The sequence below is a fragment of the Pedobacter deserti genome, from assembly GCF_024436415.1.
Taxonomy (GTDB): Bacteria; Bacteroidota; Bacteroidia; order Sphingobacteriales; family Sphingobacteriaceae; genus Pedobacter; species Pedobacter faecalis.
Map to the genome: position 1 here is coordinate 3,267,232 of NZ_JAFMZQ010000001.1, position 19,791 is coordinate 3,287,022.

Consider the following 19,791-nt stretch of genomic DNA (forward strand, 5'->3'; position numbering starts at 1 on the left):
TTTTATGCATTAGCGTTCTAATATATCGCAATCCTGTGGGTATGTAGCTTGTATGGACTCGCATCGGATTTGCCTGCCTCCTGAAAACTGATCACCCTCGACTTCTGCAAAGGCATATGGCAATCAATACAGTTCGTCTTAACCATCGCATTGGAAAGCGTTTTCGCACTATGCTCGACCGAGGGATGACAGGACATGCATTTCCTTGAATAAGCCGTCAACCCCGCCTTCTTTGATTCATGTGGACTATGACAGGTGTTGCAGTCGAGTTTATCGCTAGCGGTAAAACATTTACTCTGCGCCAGCATCTGAACTTGGTTGCCGTGGACATCGGGAGACGCCTGCCCTTGCTGGTTGGCAGCAATCGCATAGTAGGATTCTAAGGTATCGCCCGGTTTAAAATTAAAAGTTGTCTTCAATGACTGCATGTCGACACCAGAATGGCAAATTCCGCAGGCGTCAAGCCGTTGCTTTCGGGTCAATGAACTATAAAGGGTGATATAGTGCGGCTTCTTTTCTTCGCGATCATTCCTGTGGAACTCGACGTGCCTTCCAGCAGGACCGTGGCATCTTTCGCAATTAATGCCGTAAACGACGGATCCCGGTTGAAATCGTTCTACTGTTGCAATCCCTTGATGCGTCGCAGGGGCCTGCTCCACGAAACTACTATGACATTCGAGGCAACGCTGATCGATAGGACGGCTAAAGTGCACCCGGTCCTTAGGAAAGCCAGGGCTGTTCGCCCAGGCATTTATAGCCCGAAAGTAGGACAGCGGTAACTGCAACAGCATCTTGCCTTGCCAAGATCCATAGGTATAGGCATGTTTCCCTGATCCGATGACGACATCGAATCGTCTGGCCATGGCTTCCTCCCCGTCAAAATATGCTACCTGATACATTCCGCCCGACCGCTTTTCCACCTGTATTTTCAGATGCTTGTGAAACCTGTATATCGAATCCGGCAGCGGTCCCTCTACCAGGTCTGTGTCTCTTACAGCCCTTGAAGTCCGGGCATGAAAGTCATGCTGATAATCATTGTATATCTTTTGATGACACTGCTTACAACTTTCGGAGCCGGCAAGCGTATTTTCTGTTGCCTTCAACTCCTTGGGAGCATCTACACACTGGGAAAAAAATATAACAAACGCTGCAATCACCGCAAAGATCATGAGCAAGCGCCCTTTACCCTTCATAAATATCCTATTAGAACTATGAAGATATTAAAAATCAGATAAAGTGCGCTAGGAGGTTTTAAAAAAAGCTGCCGTCTCCCCTTCGCCGGATCTCTCTTCCACCTCTTCCACCCTGGGCACCACTCCATTTCTGCAAGCGCATGCTTAAGCGTAACATAAAGAAGCGGCTCACCGGGTTAGACCGGATATCGGTGTAGCCGAAGTCAGTGTTGTTTCGACTGACTACGTTATTCTGATTCAAAATATCGTAAGCCTGGAACGTAATTCTGCCTCGACGATTGAATACTTCCTTCTCGAGATATGCATTAACAACGAAAGGATCGTTGTTAATGTTTGATGAAAGTCCACTAATAAAGCGCTTGCTTCCATTGTAACCCAACAACCAAGTTTCGCTAAAATAAACCCTTCCGTCAAGGTTTAGACCGAGCGTCTTTGTCTCATTGCCGATGAATGCCTGAACTGTATTTCGAGAACTGCTGTACGTATACGAGACATGCGGATTAATCTCGAACCAGTCAGCCGGGTTAATCCTCGGTCCAAACCGCTGATCAATAGTAAGCTGTCTGTTTATGTTTTCCAGTCCATTAGAGATTCCTACACCCCTGTTATAATTTACCGATCCATTGAGCTGCAGATTATATCTTCGGTTCGACAGTTGCTTGCTGATGTTATAATTTCCACCCACGCGGTAAACACCATCCATATTGATAAAACGGGTTTCAATTACACGTACTGGTTTGCCGTTGATTGTGTTATTCGTATCTACCCGGTTTTGAACAACAGCATTATCTGTGAATGACAGGTTGGCATTTACGGAATAATTCAATTTAGCATTGGCGATGTAATTATCATACCTCGCTCTAAGACCATGTACAAATGTCGCTTTCAGATCGGAGTTACCCAGTACCGGATTTTCCGGATTGGAAACATCTCGAACGGGTTGAATCTGATCGAACGTCGGTTCGGTTGCATTGCCCGAATAATCGAAACTGATCCTGTGTTGTCTTGACCATAAATACTCCATGCGGGCTATAGGCACAACGTTAAAGCTGGTCCGGTTGGTAGAGGTCCCCAAGCTTGCCTTTGTGCCCGACAATTGGGCAGGCACACCAGTCACGCCCAGCGAAAAGCGGACTTTAGACGTGTTCTGCATCCCATACCGAAAGTTCACTGATAAGCGCCCTTGTGTAAAAGAATACTTGTAGATATTACTCAGATCAGCCTGCACCTCCGGGATTCCCGAAGCATTAAGCTCGCTCGTGATAGCCTCGTTATCATAACCATTCCGGTTAACTTGCGCATTGAATTCCAACTGGGTATTTCCGCTAAGCGGTTCAGCATAGGTCAGGCTGCCTCGATAATTGTTCCTAAGATTTTTTCTTGCCACAATACGGTCAATAAGAAGCTGCTGCTGATTAACAGGTAAATAATACAAAGAATCCAGTCTGTCCTGAGTCTGCGCTGTCTCATTGTTATTTCTGCTAATCTCGGCCTGTGCAGAAAAGTTTCTTCTTGCTTTAGCAAACAGATGCTGGTAAAATACTGTCAAACCCAATGAGGGTGTGGTATTACTCCGGCCAGTGCTTCCGGTTTCCAATCTGCTATTGTCCTGGCCGTTCAACTCTCCTGTTATCGATCGCCTGAAATCACTTAATGACGAGGTCGAGGAATAAGACAGACGCGGGTTGATCCTCAAAAAGTCGTTTGAATCAAGATTAATTTCCGTCTCGAGCCTCAGTTCGTGGGTTTTATCATCGTCGTCACCGTTGGAGTTACTGATTGTGAAAAGGCTTGTATTAGCTGTATCAGATCCAGACCCGCTACGGTTCAGCAAAGACTCCGAAGCATTAATCGAATTCGCGGAAGTCCTTGTGAAATCGTAATTCAAGTTATACTCGATCTTTGAGCCGACTTTGTCGCGTATACTGAAAGATGTGCTGCCCATCTTGGTATTACCGCCTATACCGCCAGACGCACTTGGGTTATTACCTCTTCGTCCTCTGAAGCCTCCCCCACCGAAACCACCCATATCACCGGCGTTCACATTCACGCCATTCACGGTATTCGTGTAGTTGGCATTCAGACCAATCTGCTGATTTTGGTTAATCCTCGTGCCGAAGATTCCAGCCTCATACCTATCATTGTTTCCGGCAGCCATATTAACATTGGCCATATTTCCCACCGACTTATCCGTACGTGTTGTAATATTCAATATCTTCTGCGCATCGCCATCTTTAATACCTGTGCGCGCAGCCTGATCTCCGTAGTCGTCCACAATCTGTATCTTATCTACAATTTCTGCCGGCAGATTTTTTATGGCATTAGCGACGTCGCCACCCAAAAACTCCTTACCATTTACTTTTGCTCGGGTAACACTCTCACCTTGGTGAACCAACGTCCCGTCATTGCCCACTTCCATACCTTCCATCTTCTTGAGCAACTCATCCACACTGGCATTTTTGCGCACCACGTAATCGCTTGCTTTATATTCTACAGTATCCGTCTTATAGGTTATAGACGGCGTACCACTAATGACAACCTCCTTCAGCGTGTTCTTTTCCTCGCTAAGAACGATGGGATCCATCACAATACGTGGCGCAAGGTCATTCTGCTTAAAGCGCATGGGTGGGGTGGCGCGAAAACCTATGCTCTGTACAACAAGCGTGTAGGTGGCCGACTTAACATTTTTAAAAATGAAAATACCGTCGCTGTTGGTGCTTGTTTTCAAAGTATCTTTCTCCGAAGTCAGGCTCACCGTGGCACCAATAACGCCAAGATCTGTACTGTCTTTTACAATACCGCTGATCTCCCGGAAAGGCAAGGGCGGAGGTGGGTCCGAAGGCTTTCCGGCAGGGACCTGAGCAAATAGACTGGATGAACTAAGCCCTATAAGAAGCAGTGCCATCACCGTTCTCACAGTCTGAAAAAAATGATTCATTTGTGTGTATGATTAAATATTATTTGGTGTGCGCGTATACAGAGTTATTTCTGAAGCAAAGTATATTTTCCCCAAAAATCTGTTGGACTTGTAAACTCTTGAAAATCAAAGCCGCCCCCTCTCGGACCACCAAAACCACCCCCACCTCTCGGGCTTCCCATCACTACCACATTACCGCGTCCACCACCGCCGCCACCAGGACCATCAAATCCCGCGAGTTGTAAACCGTTTACTTTAATATTATAGACGAACTCCTTTGTGTTTCCGGCAGACATTCCGAGCTCTTCCAAAGGAATTGCGGCTTCATAGAAAAACACATTCTCCTTATCAATAGAAGCAAAAGCCTTTATTCCCTCTGCGTTATAAATAGACAGCAACGTGTCTGTCGTTTTTTTAAATCCACTTAATTTAATCTCTTTCGCCTGAGCCAATTGCGTACGCTGCATGGCGGCCATCATAGAATCCCGTTCTTTCTGCGACGGCATTGCGCCGCCACCCATCCCCATAGCCGCGCCCATTCTTCTCATGCCGGCTCCTCCCGGTCCTCTCATATTACTACGGTTAATCAGGGGATATGTCAGGCTGATGCTTTCCTTCTCTTTTTTCTTACCGTCGGGATTCACTGAAAAAGTAATGCCACCCGCAAGAATTTTGTTATTATTCATGGCGTCGGTCGACTTGACAATAAGATACAGATTTTTGTCATCATTACTGATGATATAGGAAAGCGTAGTGCGCTTATTAACGGTAAAATCCGCGTCCTTCCATTCGAAATTTTTACCGTCTATTTTCATAGCCGGAGGAGCTACGATACCCACTTCCTGTAATTCCGTAACTTTCTGAGCTGTGGCCATAGCCGCGCTGAATGCTATTAATACAATGGCCGCTAGTGTGCCGAAAAATCCGTTTTTCATACTGAGAAATATCTGTTCTGTGTTTTTTCTGAAGTATGACTAGGCTCGTAGAGCTTGGTTTAATTGCTTGTTGTCACGATTTTGTTAAAATCGCTGAAGAAGATAATAACCAATCATTTAAGATTCACCTTGCGCTTTAGCCTTCACCTGAAAGATGTAAATAAGATATGCCAAGGCAGGCAAAATGAATACACTCCCAGCAAGCAGGGCATAAGCCAGAGACGATATTGTCTTCGCCTGGCCCTGATGTACCAGCAGCGATAAATTCGGACCATTTTTAATCAGCACAATATCAGGAAAGTGCGTATAAGTAGCTGCAAAAAGGATCATCGTGACTTGAAAGCCGGCGAGCAACCTAAGCAATACGGGCCGGTTGCGGCCAAGAAAATAAAACATTACCACAAGCGAAATACTTGCTGATACAATTGCCGCCACACCCGGGAAATCACCGAAAATCCAGGTGAGCAGTGGAATACCTTCGTAATAAGCAGCAGCAAACACAAACAAGCCACTGAACATGACCATAAAGATCGTTTGCTTTGCTTTCCTGACGAAGTAGTTCCGGTCTTCATCCCGAACAGTCTGCCCGATGATGAAAATCGCTGCCAGGAAACCGCAGATGCAAACTGTAAACATCCCCACGGAAACAGAAAACCAGTTGAGCCAACTGAAGACATACGCTGATAAAAAATCGCCCGCCTGCGCATCGATCTGCCCCGATACTGCGCTCCCCGCAATAATACCAAGGAAGAAGGGTGTAACTAAACTGGAATATACAAAGATCGGGGTATATATTTTCTGCATATCGTCGCGGACGGCGTCATAATTCCGGTATACAAAGGCTGTTCCCCGAGCTACAATACCGAGCAGCATGCACACAAGCGGAATATGCAGGTATACCGACACAGTGGTATAAATTCGGGGGAAACCTACGAAAAGGATCACTATAGCAATGATCAGCCACATATGGTTAGCTTCCCAAATGGGGCCAATGGCTTTATACATCGTCTTACGCGTTCGCTCCTTGTTTTTGGCTGATGTAAACAGTTCAATAATACCTGCCCCAAAATCTGCTCCGCCTAACAGAATGTATAACAAGATAGACAGCCACAAGAAAACAATTACAATGTATAGCATCAGTCGTTCGCTTTTAAAGATGAATCATACAATTTACCAACCATTGATATCTGCCGGTACAGCAACATAGCCACTACCACCGACAGCGACACATAAATGGCGGTAAACAGATAAAAGGAGTAAGCAATGCCAGGCATTGGTGTCACCGCATCAGCCGTACGCATTATGCCTTGAATAATCCAGGGCTGTCTACCCACTTCCGTTACTGTCCAGCCCGCTTCCACAGCGATGAATCCAAGCGGTGTAGCCGCCACAAACAGTTTTAGCAGCCATCGGCTTTCGAGCCAAAGCTTTTTCTTCCAGAGCGCCGCAAAGAATAGCATTGAAATCAACACAAGTAACATTCCGAGGCCAACCATTACCTGAAATGCGTAATGCGTTACTGCCACAGGAGGCTGATCCTCCACCGGAATCTGATCAAGTCCTTTCACCTCACCATTGAAATCACCAGTAGTCATAAAGCTGAGTAAGTTTGGTATCTTTACGGCATATTTTACGGTTTTGGTTGCCGTGTCGGGTATGCCGCCAATAATTAGCCCTGCACCCTTTTCTGTATGAAAGTGTGCCTCCATCGCAGCCAGCTTTGCAGGTTGCCGCTCTGCCACATCCTTTGCTGAAATATCTCCGCTCAAAGGCTGCAGACAAGCCGCCACAGCGCCAAAGACCGCGGCAATCTTAAAGGCCTTTGCATGGAACTCCACGTTCCGGCGGCGCAGAATCATCAGCGCATGCACACCAGCCACGGCAAAGCCGGTAGCCACGAACGCCGCTATACACATATGCAGAGCCTGAGAAAACCAGGCATCGTTGAACATTGCCGCGATAGGGTCTATATTAAGGTATTGTCCGTCAATAAAATCAAATCCGGCCGGACTGTTCATCCAGGAGTTGGCTGCCACAACCAGAATACCTGAAGCCAAACCGCTGATACCGACAATGACCCCTGTAAACCAATGGAACCAGGGATGCAGCTTTCCCCAACCGTACAGATAGAAGCCAAGTGCAATTGCTTCGATAAAAAAGGCCGTGCCTTCCAGTGAGAAGGGCATCCCAAAAATAGGGCCTGCATGTTCCATAAAAGTGGGCCAGAGCAAACCAAGTTCAAAAGAAAGCACCGTACCCGACACAGCACCTGTAGCAAAAAAAATAGCAACACCCTTACTCCATGCCTTCGTTACATCTCTGAATACCAACTTTTTCGTCTTGAGCCAATAAAAATGGGCTACCGACATAAAGAACGGCATAACCATTCCTATACAAGCAAAAACAATGTGGAAGCCCAGCGAAAAGGCCATCTGGAGACGTGCGGCAAGAAGATCATCCATGCGGGAAAAGATTGATTTCCAAAACTCGTTAAAAAGCTATGCAAATCAAAATATTGGGCCTGAAGGATCAGTCCTTTCTCAGTAATTTTTCCGCTTTAAAAACATGATCTGCCGCCTGAAGGATCTTGGCCTTCAACTTCGGATTGTAATCAGGGTTTTCGTCAAGAAAACTGCGCACCGTGTCTGCGGCTTCGGCATGCTGATAATAAGAAAATATTGCCTGCAGCCAATTCTGCGGGAAGAATATGTCGCCCGTTGTTTGAATCTCCACCAGCATCTCCAGGCTCTTTCTCAGATATTTCGCAGAGGTTTGCTGCCTTAGCGGATGATGCAAATAGTAAAGTGCAGCCACGACATTAGCTTCCTTACCACGGTTGGCGCGCTGCTGCAGACTCTCGAAAAACGCGTCACGCTCGGCCACCGATGCCGATACGGCCGGCATTATAAATTCGAAGCGTGTACGGCGGTCCGGATTGCTGATGCGGGCCAATTGCTTTTTCAGCAGATCCTTGTCGGCATCGCCTCTTAACGCAAGCGAAAACGCAAGGGTTGTATAGTCGTCTTCAGTAAGCTTTAAGCCATCGGGCGGCGCTTGGGTATGCCATATCCGGTACAAGCGATCCCTGGCCTCCGCGGAGGCGAAAATATCCTGATAGCTCTTGAATAGAAGCTTTTTATGATTAGCCTGTCCATGCTCGCTTAATGCAAGCCACAGCGTACGTTCCAAAGAAGCCGATGCTGCAACTCTGTCGGCCGCACTTAAAAATTCCCAATATATCGTGCCAATATAGCCCGTGATGAGCTTTAAATTCAGCTCTTCAGTTTCCTTTTGCAAACCCTTCATGAGCAAGTCCAGCAATGCTACCGGTGAAATAAACCTCCCAGTCAGCATGTTCTCATACAGGGTTATGTAAGCAGAGGCCCGGTTTAGCGGCTTTTCGATAGCATATATGCGGTCAAACATTTCCTTATCGACCGGCCACAAACCGTAGCCCTGTCCGGACGAGTTGAAGAGTACAAATAAGGGTTTATCCAGCCCTTTTGCCTGTGGAAGTTGAACCGTTTCTGCGTTTAGGTTTACGCTAAATTCTTCTGTCCTGCCCGGATAGAAAAACTTGACCTCCACCCACTGCGGCCATAAACGATGACTACCGTACTCCGGATGCTGCGTGATGGTGAATGCAGATATTTTACCACGCTCCTCTTCTACTTTATAGTCGACCACCGGCCGCCCCACATCGTTCACCCAGACCTTGTTCCATGCTTGCAGGTCCTCATCAGTATACTTATCCAGGATACTAATCAGCTCGGGCCAGGAAGCGTTGCCATTCGCAAATTTCTTCAGGTATTCCTGTACACCCCGCTGGAACTTCTCCTCCCCCATCAATCTTTCCAGTTGCCGCATCATCACAGGTGCTTTGTGATAGATGATATTGCCGTAAAGTGTTCCTGCATCCTTCAGATTATCCAGGTCCTGCCTGATCGGGTTAGAACCTGAGGTGCGGTCCACCCCGATGCTGCCGGAAAATGATCAAGCAAAAACTTAAGATCAAACAAATCCTTACCGGTCTCGGCTTCCATGCTCTTGTCGGCAATAAAATTGGCAAACACCTCCTTCATCCATACGTCGGTAAACCAGTTCATTGTTACCAGGTCGCCGAACCACATGTGCGCAGTTTCATGTGCTATTACGTGACTTCTTGCGTTCAACTGATCTTTTGTAGCTCCCGAATCCAGGAAAAAAGCAGAAGCCTTGTATTGTATCGCACCTGGGTGCTCCATTCCGCCAAACTGAAAATCAGGAATAGCCACAAACCCGAACTTTTGGAAGGGATACGGTATGCCTGTCCACTCCTCCATATAGCGAAGCGAAGCTGCATGAAGATCAAATACAGACCTGATGCTGGTTTTCAGTTTACCCGTGTCAGTTTCCCGGTACAGAAAGTCGGAAACATACTTGGGGTTGTTACCCTCTGCCAGTCGCTCCGAGGCGCGAAAAAATTTACCTGCCGCAAAAGCAAAAAGGTATGTGCTCAATGTATCAGAGGTCGCATAGCGGTAAGTCTTGCGATCGCCGGTCTGCACAGAATCCTGAAGGGCAGCATTGGCAATTGCGGTCCAGTCGTACGGCAACATCAGCGTGAGTGTATAGGTAGCTTTCAGATCCGGCTGGTCGAAACAAGGAAAAACGGTTCTGGCCCGGTCCGGCACAAATAAAGTATATAAATAGTCGGCATTCCTGTTCAGCGCACCATTACCAGCCTCAAAACTTATCTCTATCCTGTTCGAACCCTTGGTTAAATGCTCGGGGGCAATAATGATGTGTTCATCACGATAATCTATAGCTGTTGTCTTGCCATTTACGGCAAGCGACTTAAGCTTGGCCGGGTCCTCCTTAAAATCGATCTGCAAAGGATGTGTGACATCAGACATTTGAAAGGTGATGACTTCCCTGGCTGCTATACCAGCCTGCTTATCTCCAGGAATATCCAGTTCGAGATTGTAATTGGTGCCTTTTATGATTGCTTTTCTGTACTCGGCCAGCCTTCTTGATACGCCCGGCTCCAAATTTGGTGCGGCGGTATACTTAAATGCAGAACAAGACAAACAAAAGAGACAGACAGAGGCAAGCCAAATGCGATAATTAACCATGCGGGCTAAATTAATCAAAATATAATGACCATATAATCCGCTTTAGCATTAATTTAGCACAACAAAATTTAACAGTAATAAGATATGAAAACGACGTTGAAAACCATGCTGGTCATTGCTCTTGCCGCTGGATTGCAATTTGAAGGTAATGCTCAGGGACTTAAAATGCCTCAGGCAAGTACCTCTCAAACGGTTACCCAGGCATTCGGACTTGGCACTATTACCCTTAACTATGCCCGCCCTAACGTTAAAGGACGTAAGATATTTGGCGGACTCGAACCTTATGGAACCGTATGGCGTACGGGTGCCAACTCGGCGACGACCATCAAGTTTAGCGAGGATGTTAAAATTGAAGGCCAGAACCTTCCTGCAGGCGAGTATGCGTTGTTCACCATACCTGAGCAGAACGACTGGACAATCGTGTTTAACAAAGAAGCCAAACAATGGGGTTCGTACACTTACAAAGAAGCCAACGACGTACTGCGCGTAAAAGTAAAACCAGTTAAGCTTAAAGACAAAGTGGAAACTTTTACTATTCAATTCTCTGACGTCTATCCGACAACAGCTAAATTGCAATTGATGTGGGAGAACACCGGTGTAACGGTAAACCTGAGCACCGACGTAGACAGCAAAGTAATGGCCAGTATCGACGAAGCCATGAAGGGCGAAAAGAAACCGTACTTTCAGGCTGCGCAGTACTACTTTGAAAACGGAAAAGACATCAATAAAGCCTTGGAGTGGATGAATGCGGCAGACGCTAACAACACCACCCAGCCTTGGGTTAAATTATGGAAAGGCCGCGTTCAGCTCAAGATGGGCGACAAAGCCGGAGCCGCCAAAACAGCGGAAGAAGGATTAAGGATCGCTACCGAAATCAAGAACCAGGAATATATCCGATTGAACGGAGCCCTGTTAGCTGAAGCCAGGAAATAAATTATTTTGCTATGCTATGAGACCGCCCCTCCACTGGAATGGGCGGTCTTTTCTTTTCCGCCGGTGAAGTATTGGATGAAGATCGAAAACCCGACTACCATGGTGCAACTGATCACATTGAGCCAAAGATAAGCGACGGCCTCCTGCCAGCCCAGGACTATGGTAATAACTTCGGAGAGCAGTGCCGCAGCAAAAACAGCACGTCCCCGTACATGTTTTACGTAAAAGGCAACGAGAAAAATCCCCAGTATTGTGCCATATATGTAGGAGCCCAGAATATTAACCGCCTCCAGGAGGTTACCGATTTTCCCGGCATAAAGCGCCATAACGATACAAACAACACCCCAAAACAACGTAGCCAGTCGCGAGGCTTGCAAATATTCATGGTCTGATGCATCCTTCCTTACAAGGCGTTTATAGATGTCGATGACGCTGGTCGACGCCAGGGAATTGAGTGCGCTGGCTGTTGAACCCATCGATGCCAGAAAGATAATGGCTATAAGCAGTCCCACAAGTCCACGCGGAAGATACTGGGTCACGAAACTGAGGAATACATAGTTCACATCATCTGTATTGGCGTCCTTATTGTTCGCCTTCATCAATAGGGTGACTTTCTCACGTAAATCTTTTTGCTTTTGATCGGCTTGCTGAAGCAGCAGGCGCTGCTCATTCACCGCAGCTTCGTTGTTCTGATCCAAAGCATTGTTCATTTGCTGAACCACCACCTGCTTTTGCTGAAAGGCCTCATCATATTCGGCACTGAGCTTTCTAAGTTGCGGAGCGTAAGCGCTCTTCTCTAAGCGATTCAACTCAAAACTGTTGAAGAATATAGGCGGGCGGTTATACTGATAGAAGGTGAACACCAGCACACCGATGAGCAGGATCAGGAACTGCATAGGTATTTTTACCAAACCATTCATAAGTAAACCCATGCGGCTTTGGCTTACGGAGGCGCCCGACAAATATCGACCAACCTGGCTCTGATCGGTACCGAAATAAGAAAGTTGTAAAAAGAATCCACCGATAATACCGGTCCATACCGTGTACCGGTTATTGAGGTCGAAGGTAAAATCGATCGCTTCAGTACGGCCCATTTTGCCCGCAATATCCAGCGCTTTTACAAAGCCTACCTCGGCCGGCAGTAAGTGAACCACCATGGCCCCAGCAGCGAAGAGTCCGCAAAAGATAATGCTCATCTGGAGCATTTGGGTGTAAGACACAGCCCGGGTGCCTCCGTATACGGTGTAAAATACAACCAGGCTACCCATAAACAGGGTAGTGTATGTGGTATTGATGTTGAGTATGGTCGATAAAATAATAGACGGGGCGTATATGGTGATGCCGGTAGACAAGCCCCTTTGTACGAGAAAAAGAAAAGCGGTAAGCGCACGGGTGTTCAGGTCGAACCGCTGCTCCAGGTACTCGTAGGCGGTATAGACTTTCAGGCGATGAAAAATAGGTACAAAGGTTACGCAAAGCACAATCATCGCCAGCGGCAAACCAAAATAGAACTGTACAAAACCCATACCCGAGGAGTACGCCAGGCCAGGCGCTGAGAGAAAGGTAATGGCACTCGCCTGCGTAGCCATAACCGAAAGGCAAACATGGTACCAGGGCAGCGACTGGTTACCGAGAAGATAACCTTGTATATTTTGGGTATCGCGACTCTTATAGACCCCATACACGACTATGAAAACCAGCGTTAATACTAATACCGCCCAGTCGATACTACTCATAGCGATCTAATCTTAGCAATATCATTCAAAATACCGCGTAAATGCATAAAACAACACTATAAGCAGAACAAGCCAGCCAACCAACAGGATATAAAACCGCTTTTCGTTCTGCATTCCTCTAATTTCTCCTGGATATAAGATTAACAAACAGCCGATAGGCTCCGGGAACGCCCGCGGGTAGCTGACGGAAAAAGGAAATACCGGTGTAGATGTAACGCCCTTTCCCATAATCGGCTACGATAAGCGAACCGTTCCGGGCGGGCTCTCCTGCATCGTGCATGCTAAACAGCGGCGTATATCTCTGGTCAGTATCGGTCACGAAATATAGTCCCCGCTCTTGCACCCAGCCGTTGAAATCGTCTTTTGTAATTTTATTGGGAACGTTAAGCACCGGATGCTGAGGCGCCAGGAAAGTAACCGCTGCATCTTCCTCGGTTACCCGGTCTCTCGACAACCGGAAGGGGTAAGGTCCCATATTGTCTATACGCAGCGGTGCATTCACGTTGTATTGTACCAACAGTGTGCCACCGTTCTCTACGTAATTCATGAGTTTAGGCTGCATCACCCTGGCTTGATCGCTTACATTATACAAACGCACCCCGGTTACAATAGCGTCAAACTTTGATAGATCCTGTGTGATCACCTGGTTTGCGTTAAGTAGTTCTACCTGGTAGCCAATCTGACGAAGTGATTCGGGAATCAGATCACCAGCTCCGGCGATATAGCCGATGCGTTTACCGCCGACAACCAGGCTAACACGGTTAACATTTGCTGCCGCCAGAGGAAACAGCGTTTGGGCTGGTATATGGTCGTAGTTGATCTCATGCAGTCCCTTGTCGTATGTTTTTCCATCGACAACAACTTTTAACGAAAGTGTACCCGAGGCGACGCTGCCAGCCGGTGTAACGGTAAACTCCACATTACGCTCCTCTCCTTTCCGACCTAAAGTAAACTGCAACTGTTCCGGACTTACTTTCCAGCCCGTTGGTACCACCGGCCGGATCATGCCTGACACGTTTTCTTTAAAGCCGCGCAGTGTGGCGACCACCTTCTTCTCTGCGTTACCGTTAAAAATAAAAGCCTTTTCAGAAAGCGTGGCTGTAACTGGAGGTGCAATGACCAGCGGCTGATAGATTTCGCCTTTCACCTGATCCGTATATTTATATACCACCGGCAAAGATTTCTCTATAACATGGTCGCCCACCCTTATCTTAAATAAAGCTGCAACTGCCGGCTTGTTTTCCGCCATACCTATCTTATGGAGATCATCTACGTTGAATGTCCCGATGCCATGCTTCTGCTCGAGCCAGTACGGCTGCGTAATGGCGATATCCTTCGGCGCTATGCTTCGATCCTGCGAGGCCAGGACGTTCGGTTTCAGGTTAAACGATGCTCCCGACAAGACCTCTGTTACCTCTACCGGCAGTGAAAACCCCGATCCGGGGCGAACGATCGCCTGTACGCGCACATCGACTTCTTCGCCCAGGGCATAGGTCTGATTCAACGCGGCGCTCTCCAGCCAGATGCCTGCACAGGAAAGGATCAGATCATCTAAAGCCTGATGCTTGAACGGCAGATCGTTCACCATCACTTTTAGCTCCAGAAGTTTAGGGATCGACTTTGAAGGGTCGGCCACATCGTAATTTCTGGTTATCTCAGCTAACAGTTTCTGGACAGCTGCGCCCTTCGACAACCTGCCTAATGTAAGGTCTATATCGCTAAAAAGATCTCCTTTGGCTTCCGCGCCAGCTACAGGGGTAAAATATTCGTAACCGCTGCCTCGCTGCATGGCCGAACCGAACCCCTGGCTCCGGTGGCTCGACCGGCTCTCTGCAGCCAATTCGCCATAACTCTTGCCAAACAGCGGGTTGTACAATCCTACATCTATCTTCAGCTGATCTTCCGACGTGGTATTATTGCCACCGAAATTAAAAGTGTTCCACACGATTCTTTTCGCCTGCCAGGGCTTCACAAAAGCAAGTTGCTCCGGAAACTGTTTAGGATCTCCTGCTGCAGTAAAGGCCTCACGGGCCAGTATTGCTGATCCTGAGTGATGTCCGTGTCCGGCCCGGGAGTCTTCCGGAAAGCGGGTGATGATCACATCGGGCCGAAAGTTCCGGATCACCCAGACCACATCGCCCAGTATCTTCCCTTTTTCCCATATACGGAAACTTTCCTCCGGGTTTTTAGAAAACCCAAAATCGTTGGCACGTGTAAAAAATTGTTCGGCTCCATCTATACGTCGCGCCGCAAGCAGCTCCTGCGTACGGATCAAGCCCAGCAATTCCGCCTGCTCATTGCCTATCAGGTTCTGACCGCCGTCGCCACGCGTAAGGGAAAGATAGCCGGTTCTCAACTTCTTTTCCCTTGCCAGGTAGGTCAACAGCCGGGTATTTTCGTCATCCGGATGCGCAGCTATATAAAGCACGCTTCCGGTAACCTGCAATGCCTCCAGCCCTTGCCTGATTTCTGCAGCATTGAGCTGCTGCATACGTTGTGCTTGAGTACATAGGCAAAGGAAAAACAGGGCCACAAAAAGCAGTCGAAACTTCATGGTTACATTCATAGTTGATTCGAAAATAACCAAAAATCTGTAATCGAAAATTTATCGACGAAAAATACAGGTAACAATGCTGCAATAATGAGACACCTCAACAGCAAAGCCATGATTACAGCAGAATTTTGCTGCTTATCTCTTTGTCAATGGTGATATAGCCAGGATATTTCACCAGGGTGCTGCCTACCTTGATGCTGGGTTTAATTTTGAGCGTCAGCATACCTTTCTTCTCCGTACCATTTGTGCGGGTCTTCAGAAATTCACTGATTTCCCCCATCACCTTGTCGTTGGATATAAAAGGATATGCATTTATTGTCATATCTACCGGTACAACGGTGCTTTGTCCCGGACCTACACTTACTTCCTGGTTTACAAAACCATTAGCAAGTTCCTGACTATTGACCAGTATCTTATACTCAAATTCGTTGATAGCTGCATGATTGGAGGACGGGTTGGTTACTTCCAGATTGAGCCTTGCTTTCAGCGGAATATCCTGCCTCAGAAAGCCGAAAGCAAGTGCCGGCAGGCTGGCAAGATTAATATCCTCACCGCCGATCAGCTTTCTCACATCTGTACCGCCAACAAGCAATTGCTCCACGGCCGTAATACGATATTTACACTTCTCAAGTGCTTTGATCTGCTCGGTTTGTTTGTTTATGCCGCAGCCTGAAACAGCTATAGCTGCCAGAAAAATGATCAGGAGTTTTTTCATAACAGCTATAACGGTTATTTATGATAAATCATATAAACTATCGCCTGCGAGGATTTAAACTGCGGCTGATGAAATGATCGATACTGTATTTTCCAGGACCAGACACAAGCAGGAACAGATAAACTACCAGAAAATGATAGGCCATCTCTTTCTTCGCAAACGGATCAGGTGCATGAACAATAAATGCGGCTACGATCATGGTAATGATGAGCGGTATGGTGGCCAGTCTGCCTGCCAAACCCAGCAATAGTAACACCGAACAAAAGAATTCGGCAAAAACAGCGAGATATAAAGATGCAGCCTGACCAACGCCGATCGGATCACCGAACTGGATTTCACCACCGGCGGTAAGCATCTGAAGTTTCATATAGCCGTGTGTAATCATAAACACGGAGAAGGTAACCCGCAATACCAGCAGCATGAAATGCATGCTCTCGTTGTTAAAGTTTGTATTAAACAATCGTCTCATATCTTGTTTTGTTAGTTGCTTATTCAGGCGGAAGTAAATATAGATAAATTCAGGATTACCCCGCAAGCAGGGACGCTATAAATCCGGAAATCGCATCCTTCAGGATCATGCGCTTTTCAGGACCTGGCTTCCCGGTCTTCTCGATCATTTGAATGGAAACCAGCCCATGCAGTATAGAAAAATAGGTATGGTATTTTAAGAAACACTCGGCGTTTTTAGTTTTGCTCTGGGATATCGCGCTTTGAATGGGCTCGATCATCACCTGCGTCATATTCTTCAGTTCGGTAATCTGATTCACCTGCTCACACGCCGGAATCCCCAGACCAAACATGAGCTGATAATACTCTTTGTTATCAAAAGCAAAGTCCCAGTAGGCATAAGCCATTGCTTCCAACTGGCGGGCAGGATCAGTATGTTGCTCTTTGATCGCCTGCAGCGTGTCGGCCAGCTTCTGAAACCCCTCTTTAGCAAATTCCAGTAAAATAGCCTCCTTATTTTCAAAATGGCTGTAAATTACCGGAACGCTGTACTCAATAGCGTCCGCAATTTTCCTGATGGACAGCGATTGCCAGCCTTCAGTAATCACTTGCTGCCATGCAGCTTCCAGTATACTTGCTTTGAACTCTTCTTTTTGTCTTGCCTTGCGTTCAGCTATGCCCATGGGAATAATAACAGTGTTAACAAATTTAACTGCTTTCCGTTAACATCAAAATTTCACCATGTTTTCTGACCAAACTCAAACAAATCGAGGGCGCCCTGATAAAACGTAAACACTACAATCAACCAACCTTTAAAGTTCTTAAGTGCTTTCAGCAGATCATTCTTTACCGAAAAGACATCCTCCCACAAATCTCCTTTTTTCCTGAGCCGATCGGCCATATTATAAATGGTATAGTCCTTTAAATTGAGACCGGGCGCAACCTCTTTCCAGTCGAGCGGCGCAGACACTGTGGCACCGGCTTTTGGCCGAGCAGAGTAAGGTGCGGCAATGGTTTGTCCGCGTCGGTTCTGCAGGAAGTCGAGGTAGATCTTATTTTTTCTTTTCGCCGGACTGCGTTCCAGGCTTGTGGTGTCGGGATGCATATCGAGAAGTTGTTCTCCGAGATAACGAACAAAATCTTTAGTGATCTGATAATCGTACTTAGCTCCAACCGGGATAAAAATATGCAGTCCCTTAGACCCCGACGTTTTGATGAAAGACCTCAATTTCATGCGATCCATCAATTCCTTTGCGGAAAGCGCTACGCTTATCGCTTCTTCAAAATCTATATCATGTGGATCGAGGTCGAGTACCGCAAACAAAGGGTTATCCGGCTTCTTGTACCTGCTTAGCCATGGGTTGATCTCGATACAACCGAGGTTGACCATCCAAAGCAGCGTCGCTTCATCATTGCAGATCAGATAGTCGATATCTTTGTCATTACTCTCCGAATATAAAGGAGCCGACTTAATCCATTTCGGCACCTTATCCAGATCAAGGTCTTTTTGAAAAAAACCAGGTTCCTTAATACCATTGGGGTGGCGGTTCAACGAAAGCGGACGGTCTTTTAAATGGGGCAGGATGTAATCTTTGATCTGCTCGTAATACCCCAGCAGCTCACCTTTTGTAATCCCCTCATCTGGCCAGTAAACCTTGTTCAGGTTGGTCAGCTTAACGGTCTTACGGCCAAACTTTGCGGTAATTTCATTTTCCTGTTCCAGTTCATGAGGTTCCGGATCAGGGATTACGCGTTGTTTTGACTTGCTATTTTTGCCGTCCTCATTTTTAAAATCGACCCCCTTCTTTTTAATCGAAGCGGAAACAAGATCCTCGGTATTGAAAGGCTTTTTCACGGCAAACTCATCGTTATGCTTCAGCAATAACCAGGCATTGTCTTCGGAACTCTTGATGTGGACCAGCGCAAACTCCCCCTTTAAGATTTTTCCATTCAGCCTGAATTTCAGGTTACCGGAGTGCAAACCCTTAAGCAGGTCTTTTTCATTCCCTCCATCCAGGGCTTCGTATGTACCTTCATCAAAAATATGCACCACACCAGCCCCATAGTTGCCTTTTGGTATGGTGCCCTCAAATGTACGGTAGTCGTACGGATGGTCCTCCACCATCATGGCAAGTCGCTTGTCGGACGGATTGAGTGAAGGACCTTTAGGGACGGCCCAGCTTTTCAGCACACCTTCCATCTCCAGCCTGAAGTCGTAATGCAAACGTGAAGCGTGGTGACGCTGCACCACAAACTTCAGTTTACTATTTTTTGCCGAAGCTTTCGTGTGAGAGGCTCCCGGCTCCCGGGTCTTGCTGAAATCGCGCTTTTTGATATATTTTTGAAGAGTCATACCAATGCTTTTCCATACAACACTTACCGTAAAGCGAAGGTTTGCCCTATTTTAGTCTCACATCGGCTAATACCGGAAAGTGGTCTGATACAAATTTGCCGTAGTAGGTATCTGTGAGAACGCCCCAACGCTGAGCCTGAAAGTGCCTGGTGACGAAGATATGGTCGATGACATCGTAGCCGCTTATACTTCTACCCCAGCCGTTAAACGATGCATTATTCAAGTACGGCTTCTTAACCTGAGTATAGGCATCGGTAAGCATGCCCGAATTCGCTAACCTAAGGTACCACTCACTCTTGTGGCTGCCGTTCAGATCGCCCGTGAATATGGCTGGCTGACCTTTGGCAATGTCTGTGATCTTTGTCAAAATCAGCTTGCTGCTCTCCATACGAGCTACCTTACCTTCATGGTCATAGTGCGCGTTAAAAAAGAAGAAGCGTTTGCCCGTTTTGATGTCCTGCAACTGAACCCAGCTGCAAATCCTGTTACAGCAGGTGGCATCCCAGCCTTTACCCGGTTTATCTGGCGTTTCCGACAACCAGAAATCGCCTTTGTTCAGTAACTTGAACTTGTCCTTACGGTAAAAAATGCTCGAATGCTCGCCGCCTTCTTTGCCATCATCCCGGCCTACTCCGTAATGTGCATATTCGGGAAGGGCATTGCTCAAGTCGTCTACTTGGTTTTTCAGCGCCTCTTGCAGTCCGACCACATCAAACTGATGGAAGTCAATCAGATTGGCGGCAACGGCTGAGCGCTGTGACCAGCGGTTGCCTACATCACCGGCATTGTCGTTTCGAATATTAAAAGAGCCCACGGTATACTGCTGGGCAAAAACGCTGACACTGGCGCATACCAGCAGCAGGGCTGCGATAAAAGAATTTGGTTTCATGTGGT

The 19,791-nt window shown here is 47.0% G+C and carries 15 protein-coding genes; 1 reads left to right on the top strand and 14 read right to left on the bottom strand.

Annotated features, from left to right (window positions below):
* Positions 1 to 17 precede the first annotated feature (17 nt).
* From J3P40_RS14780 to J3P40_RS14810, 7 genes are all read right to left on the bottom strand, one after another.
* Positions 18 to 1,193, bottom strand: a complete 1,176-nt coding sequence (locus J3P40_RS14780; protein ID WP_256006963.1) for a cytochrome c3 family protein — start codon at positions 1,191 to 1,193, stop codon at positions 18 to 20.
* A gap of 58 nt (positions 1,194 to 1,251) precedes the next feature.
* The gene (locus J3P40_RS14785) at positions 1,252 to 4,131 is read right to left on the bottom strand and encodes an outer membrane beta-barrel protein (RefSeq protein WP_256006964.1); all 2,880 of its coding nucleotides are present in this window, start codon (positions 4,129 to 4,131) and stop codon (positions 1,252 to 1,254) included.
* A 44-nt stretch (positions 4,132 to 4,175) separates the two neighbouring features.
* Positions 4,176 to 5,045, bottom strand: a complete 870-nt coding sequence (locus J3P40_RS14790; protein WP_256006966.1) for a hypothetical protein — start codon at positions 5,043 to 5,045, stop codon at positions 4,176 to 4,178.
* Between the two features lie 117 nt (positions 5,046 to 5,162).
* The gene (locus J3P40_RS14795; RefSeq protein WP_256006968.1) at positions 5,163 to 6,182 is read right to left on the bottom strand and encodes a cytochrome d ubiquinol oxidase subunit II; all 1,020 of its coding nucleotides are present in this window, start codon (positions 6,180 to 6,182) and stop codon (positions 5,163 to 5,165) included.
* On the bottom strand, positions 6,182 to 7,507 hold the full coding sequence (locus J3P40_RS14800; RefSeq protein ID WP_256006969.1) for a cytochrome ubiquinol oxidase subunit I: 1,326 nt from the start codon (positions 7,505 to 7,507) through the stop codon (positions 6,182 to 6,184). Before J3P40_RS14800 ends, J3P40_RS14795 begins: the two co-directional genes overlap by 1 nt.
* Positions 7,508 to 7,574: 67 nt before the next feature.
* Positions 7,575 to 9,017, bottom strand: a complete 1,443-nt coding sequence (locus J3P40_RS14805; RefSeq protein WP_256006970.1) for a M1 family aminopeptidase — start codon at positions 9,015 to 9,017, stop codon at positions 7,575 to 7,577.
* Positions 8,966 to 10,159 carry a M1 family aminopeptidase gene (locus J3P40_RS14810; RefSeq protein ID WP_256006971.1) on the bottom strand — a complete coding sequence of 398 codons (1,194 nt, stop codon included), beginning with the start codon at positions 10,157 to 10,159 and terminating at the stop codon, positions 8,966 to 8,968. Before J3P40_RS14810 ends, J3P40_RS14805 begins: the two co-directional genes overlap by 52 nt.
* Before the next feature lie 84 nt (positions 10,160 to 10,243).
* Between J3P40_RS14810 and J3P40_RS14815 the strand changes: the two genes are divergently transcribed.
* Positions 10,244 to 11,092, top strand: a complete 849-nt coding sequence (locus J3P40_RS14815) for a DUF2911 domain-containing protein (protein WP_256006972.1) — start codon at positions 10,244 to 10,246, stop codon at positions 11,090 to 11,092.
* 14 nt (positions 11,093 to 11,106) lie between these two features.
* Here the strand turns inward: J3P40_RS14815 and J3P40_RS14820 are convergent, their stop codons facing one another.
* The 7 genes from J3P40_RS14820 to J3P40_RS14850 all read right to left on the bottom strand — a co-directional run bounded on the left by J3P40_RS14820 (position 11,107) and on the right by J3P40_RS14850 (position 19,786).
* Complete coding sequence (locus tag J3P40_RS14820) at positions 11,107 to 12,828, bottom strand: sodium:solute symporter family protein (protein WP_256006973.1); 1,722 nt, start codon at positions 12,826 to 12,828, stop codon at positions 11,107 to 11,109.
* 118 nt (positions 12,829 to 12,946) lie between these two features.
* Positions 12,947 to 15,319 carry a PIG-L family deacetylase gene (locus tag J3P40_RS14825; protein ID WP_256006974.1) on the bottom strand — a complete coding sequence of 791 codons (2,373 nt, stop codon included), beginning with the start codon at positions 15,317 to 15,319 and terminating at the stop codon, positions 12,947 to 12,949.
* A 178-nt stretch (positions 15,320 to 15,497) separates the two neighbouring features.
* Complete coding sequence (locus J3P40_RS14830; RefSeq protein ID WP_256006975.1) at positions 15,498 to 16,097, bottom strand: LEA/WHy family protein; 600 nt, start codon at positions 16,095 to 16,097, stop codon at positions 15,498 to 15,500.
* Positions 16,098 to 16,134: 37 nt separating this feature from the next.
* Positions 16,135 to 16,566, bottom strand: coding sequence for a DoxX family protein (locus J3P40_RS14835; RefSeq protein ID WP_256006976.1), 432 nt, complete (start codon positions 16,564 to 16,566; stop codon positions 16,135 to 16,137).
* A gap of 55 nt (positions 16,567 to 16,621) precedes the next feature.
* On the bottom strand, positions 16,622 to 17,227 hold the full coding sequence (locus tag J3P40_RS14840; RefSeq protein ID WP_256006977.1) for a TetR/AcrR family transcriptional regulator: 606 nt from the start codon (positions 17,225 to 17,227) through the stop codon (positions 16,622 to 16,624).
* 53 nt (positions 17,228 to 17,280) lie between these two features.
* Positions 17,281 to 18,897, bottom strand: a complete 1,617-nt coding sequence (gene ligD / locus J3P40_RS14845) for a non-homologous end-joining DNA ligase (protein WP_256006978.1) — start codon at positions 18,895 to 18,897, stop codon at positions 17,281 to 17,283.
* A 46-nt stretch (positions 18,898 to 18,943) separates the two neighbouring features.
* Positions 18,944 to 19,786, bottom strand: coding sequence for an endonuclease/exonuclease/phosphatase family protein (locus tag J3P40_RS14850; RefSeq protein ID WP_256006979.1), 843 nt, complete (start codon positions 19,784 to 19,786; stop codon positions 18,944 to 18,946).
* Positions 19,787 to 19,791 lie beyond the last annotated feature (5 nt).

What these genes read in the sequence shown, in the direction of transcription:
- J3P40_RS14780 (WP_256006963.1), bottom strand. Translation starts at nt 1,193, where the DNA reads ATGAAGGGTAAAGGGCGCTTGCTCATGATCTTTGCGGTGATTGCAGCG.
- J3P40_RS14785 (WP_256006964.1), bottom strand. Translation starts at nt 4,131, where the DNA reads ATGAATCATTTTTTTCAGACTGTGAGAACGGTGATGGCACTGCTTCTT.
- J3P40_RS14790 (WP_256006966.1), bottom strand. Translation starts at nt 5,045, where the DNA reads ATGAAAAACGGATTTTTCGGCACACTAGCGGCCATTGTATTAATAGCA.
- J3P40_RS14795 (WP_256006968.1), bottom strand. Translation starts at nt 6,182, where the DNA reads ATGCTATACATTGTAATTGTTTTCTTGTGGCTGTCTATCTTGTTATAC.
- J3P40_RS14800 (WP_256006969.1), bottom strand. Translation starts at nt 7,507, where the DNA reads ATGGATGATCTTCTTGCCGCACGTCTCCAGATGGCCTTTTCGCTGGGC.
- J3P40_RS14810 (WP_256006971.1), bottom strand. Translation starts at nt 10,159, where the DNA reads ATGGTTAATTATCGCATTTGGCTTGCCTCTGTCTGTCTCTTTTGTTTG.
- J3P40_RS14815 (WP_256006972.1), top strand. Translation starts at nt 10,244, where the DNA reads ATGAAAACGACGTTGAAAACCATGCTGGTCATTGCTCTTGCCGCTGGA.
- J3P40_RS14820 (WP_256006973.1), bottom strand. Translation starts at nt 12,828, where the DNA reads ATGAGTAGTATCGACTGGGCGGTATTAGTATTAACGCTGGTTTTCATA.
- J3P40_RS14825 (WP_256006974.1), bottom strand. Translation starts at nt 15,319, where the DNA reads ATGCAGCAGCTCAATGCTGCAGAAATCAGGCAAGGGCTGGAGGCATTG.
- J3P40_RS14830 (WP_256006975.1), bottom strand. Translation starts at nt 16,097, where the DNA reads ATGAAAAAACTCCTGATCATTTTTCTGGCAGCTATAGCTGTTTCAGGC.
- J3P40_RS14835 (WP_256006976.1), bottom strand. Translation starts at nt 16,566, where the DNA reads ATGAGACGATTGTTTAATACAAACTTTAACAACGAGAGCATGCATTTC.
- J3P40_RS14840 (WP_256006977.1), bottom strand. Translation starts at nt 17,227, where the DNA reads ATGGGCATAGCTGAACGCAAGGCAAGACAAAAAGAAGAGTTCAAAGCA.
- ligD (WP_256006978.1), bottom strand. Translation starts at nt 18,897, where the DNA reads ATGACTCTTCAAAAATATATCAAAAAGCGCGATTTCAGCAAGACCCGG.
- J3P40_RS14850 (WP_256006979.1), bottom strand. Translation starts at nt 19,786, where the DNA reads ATGAAACCAAATTCTTTTATCGCAGCCCTGCTGCTGGTATGCGCCAGT.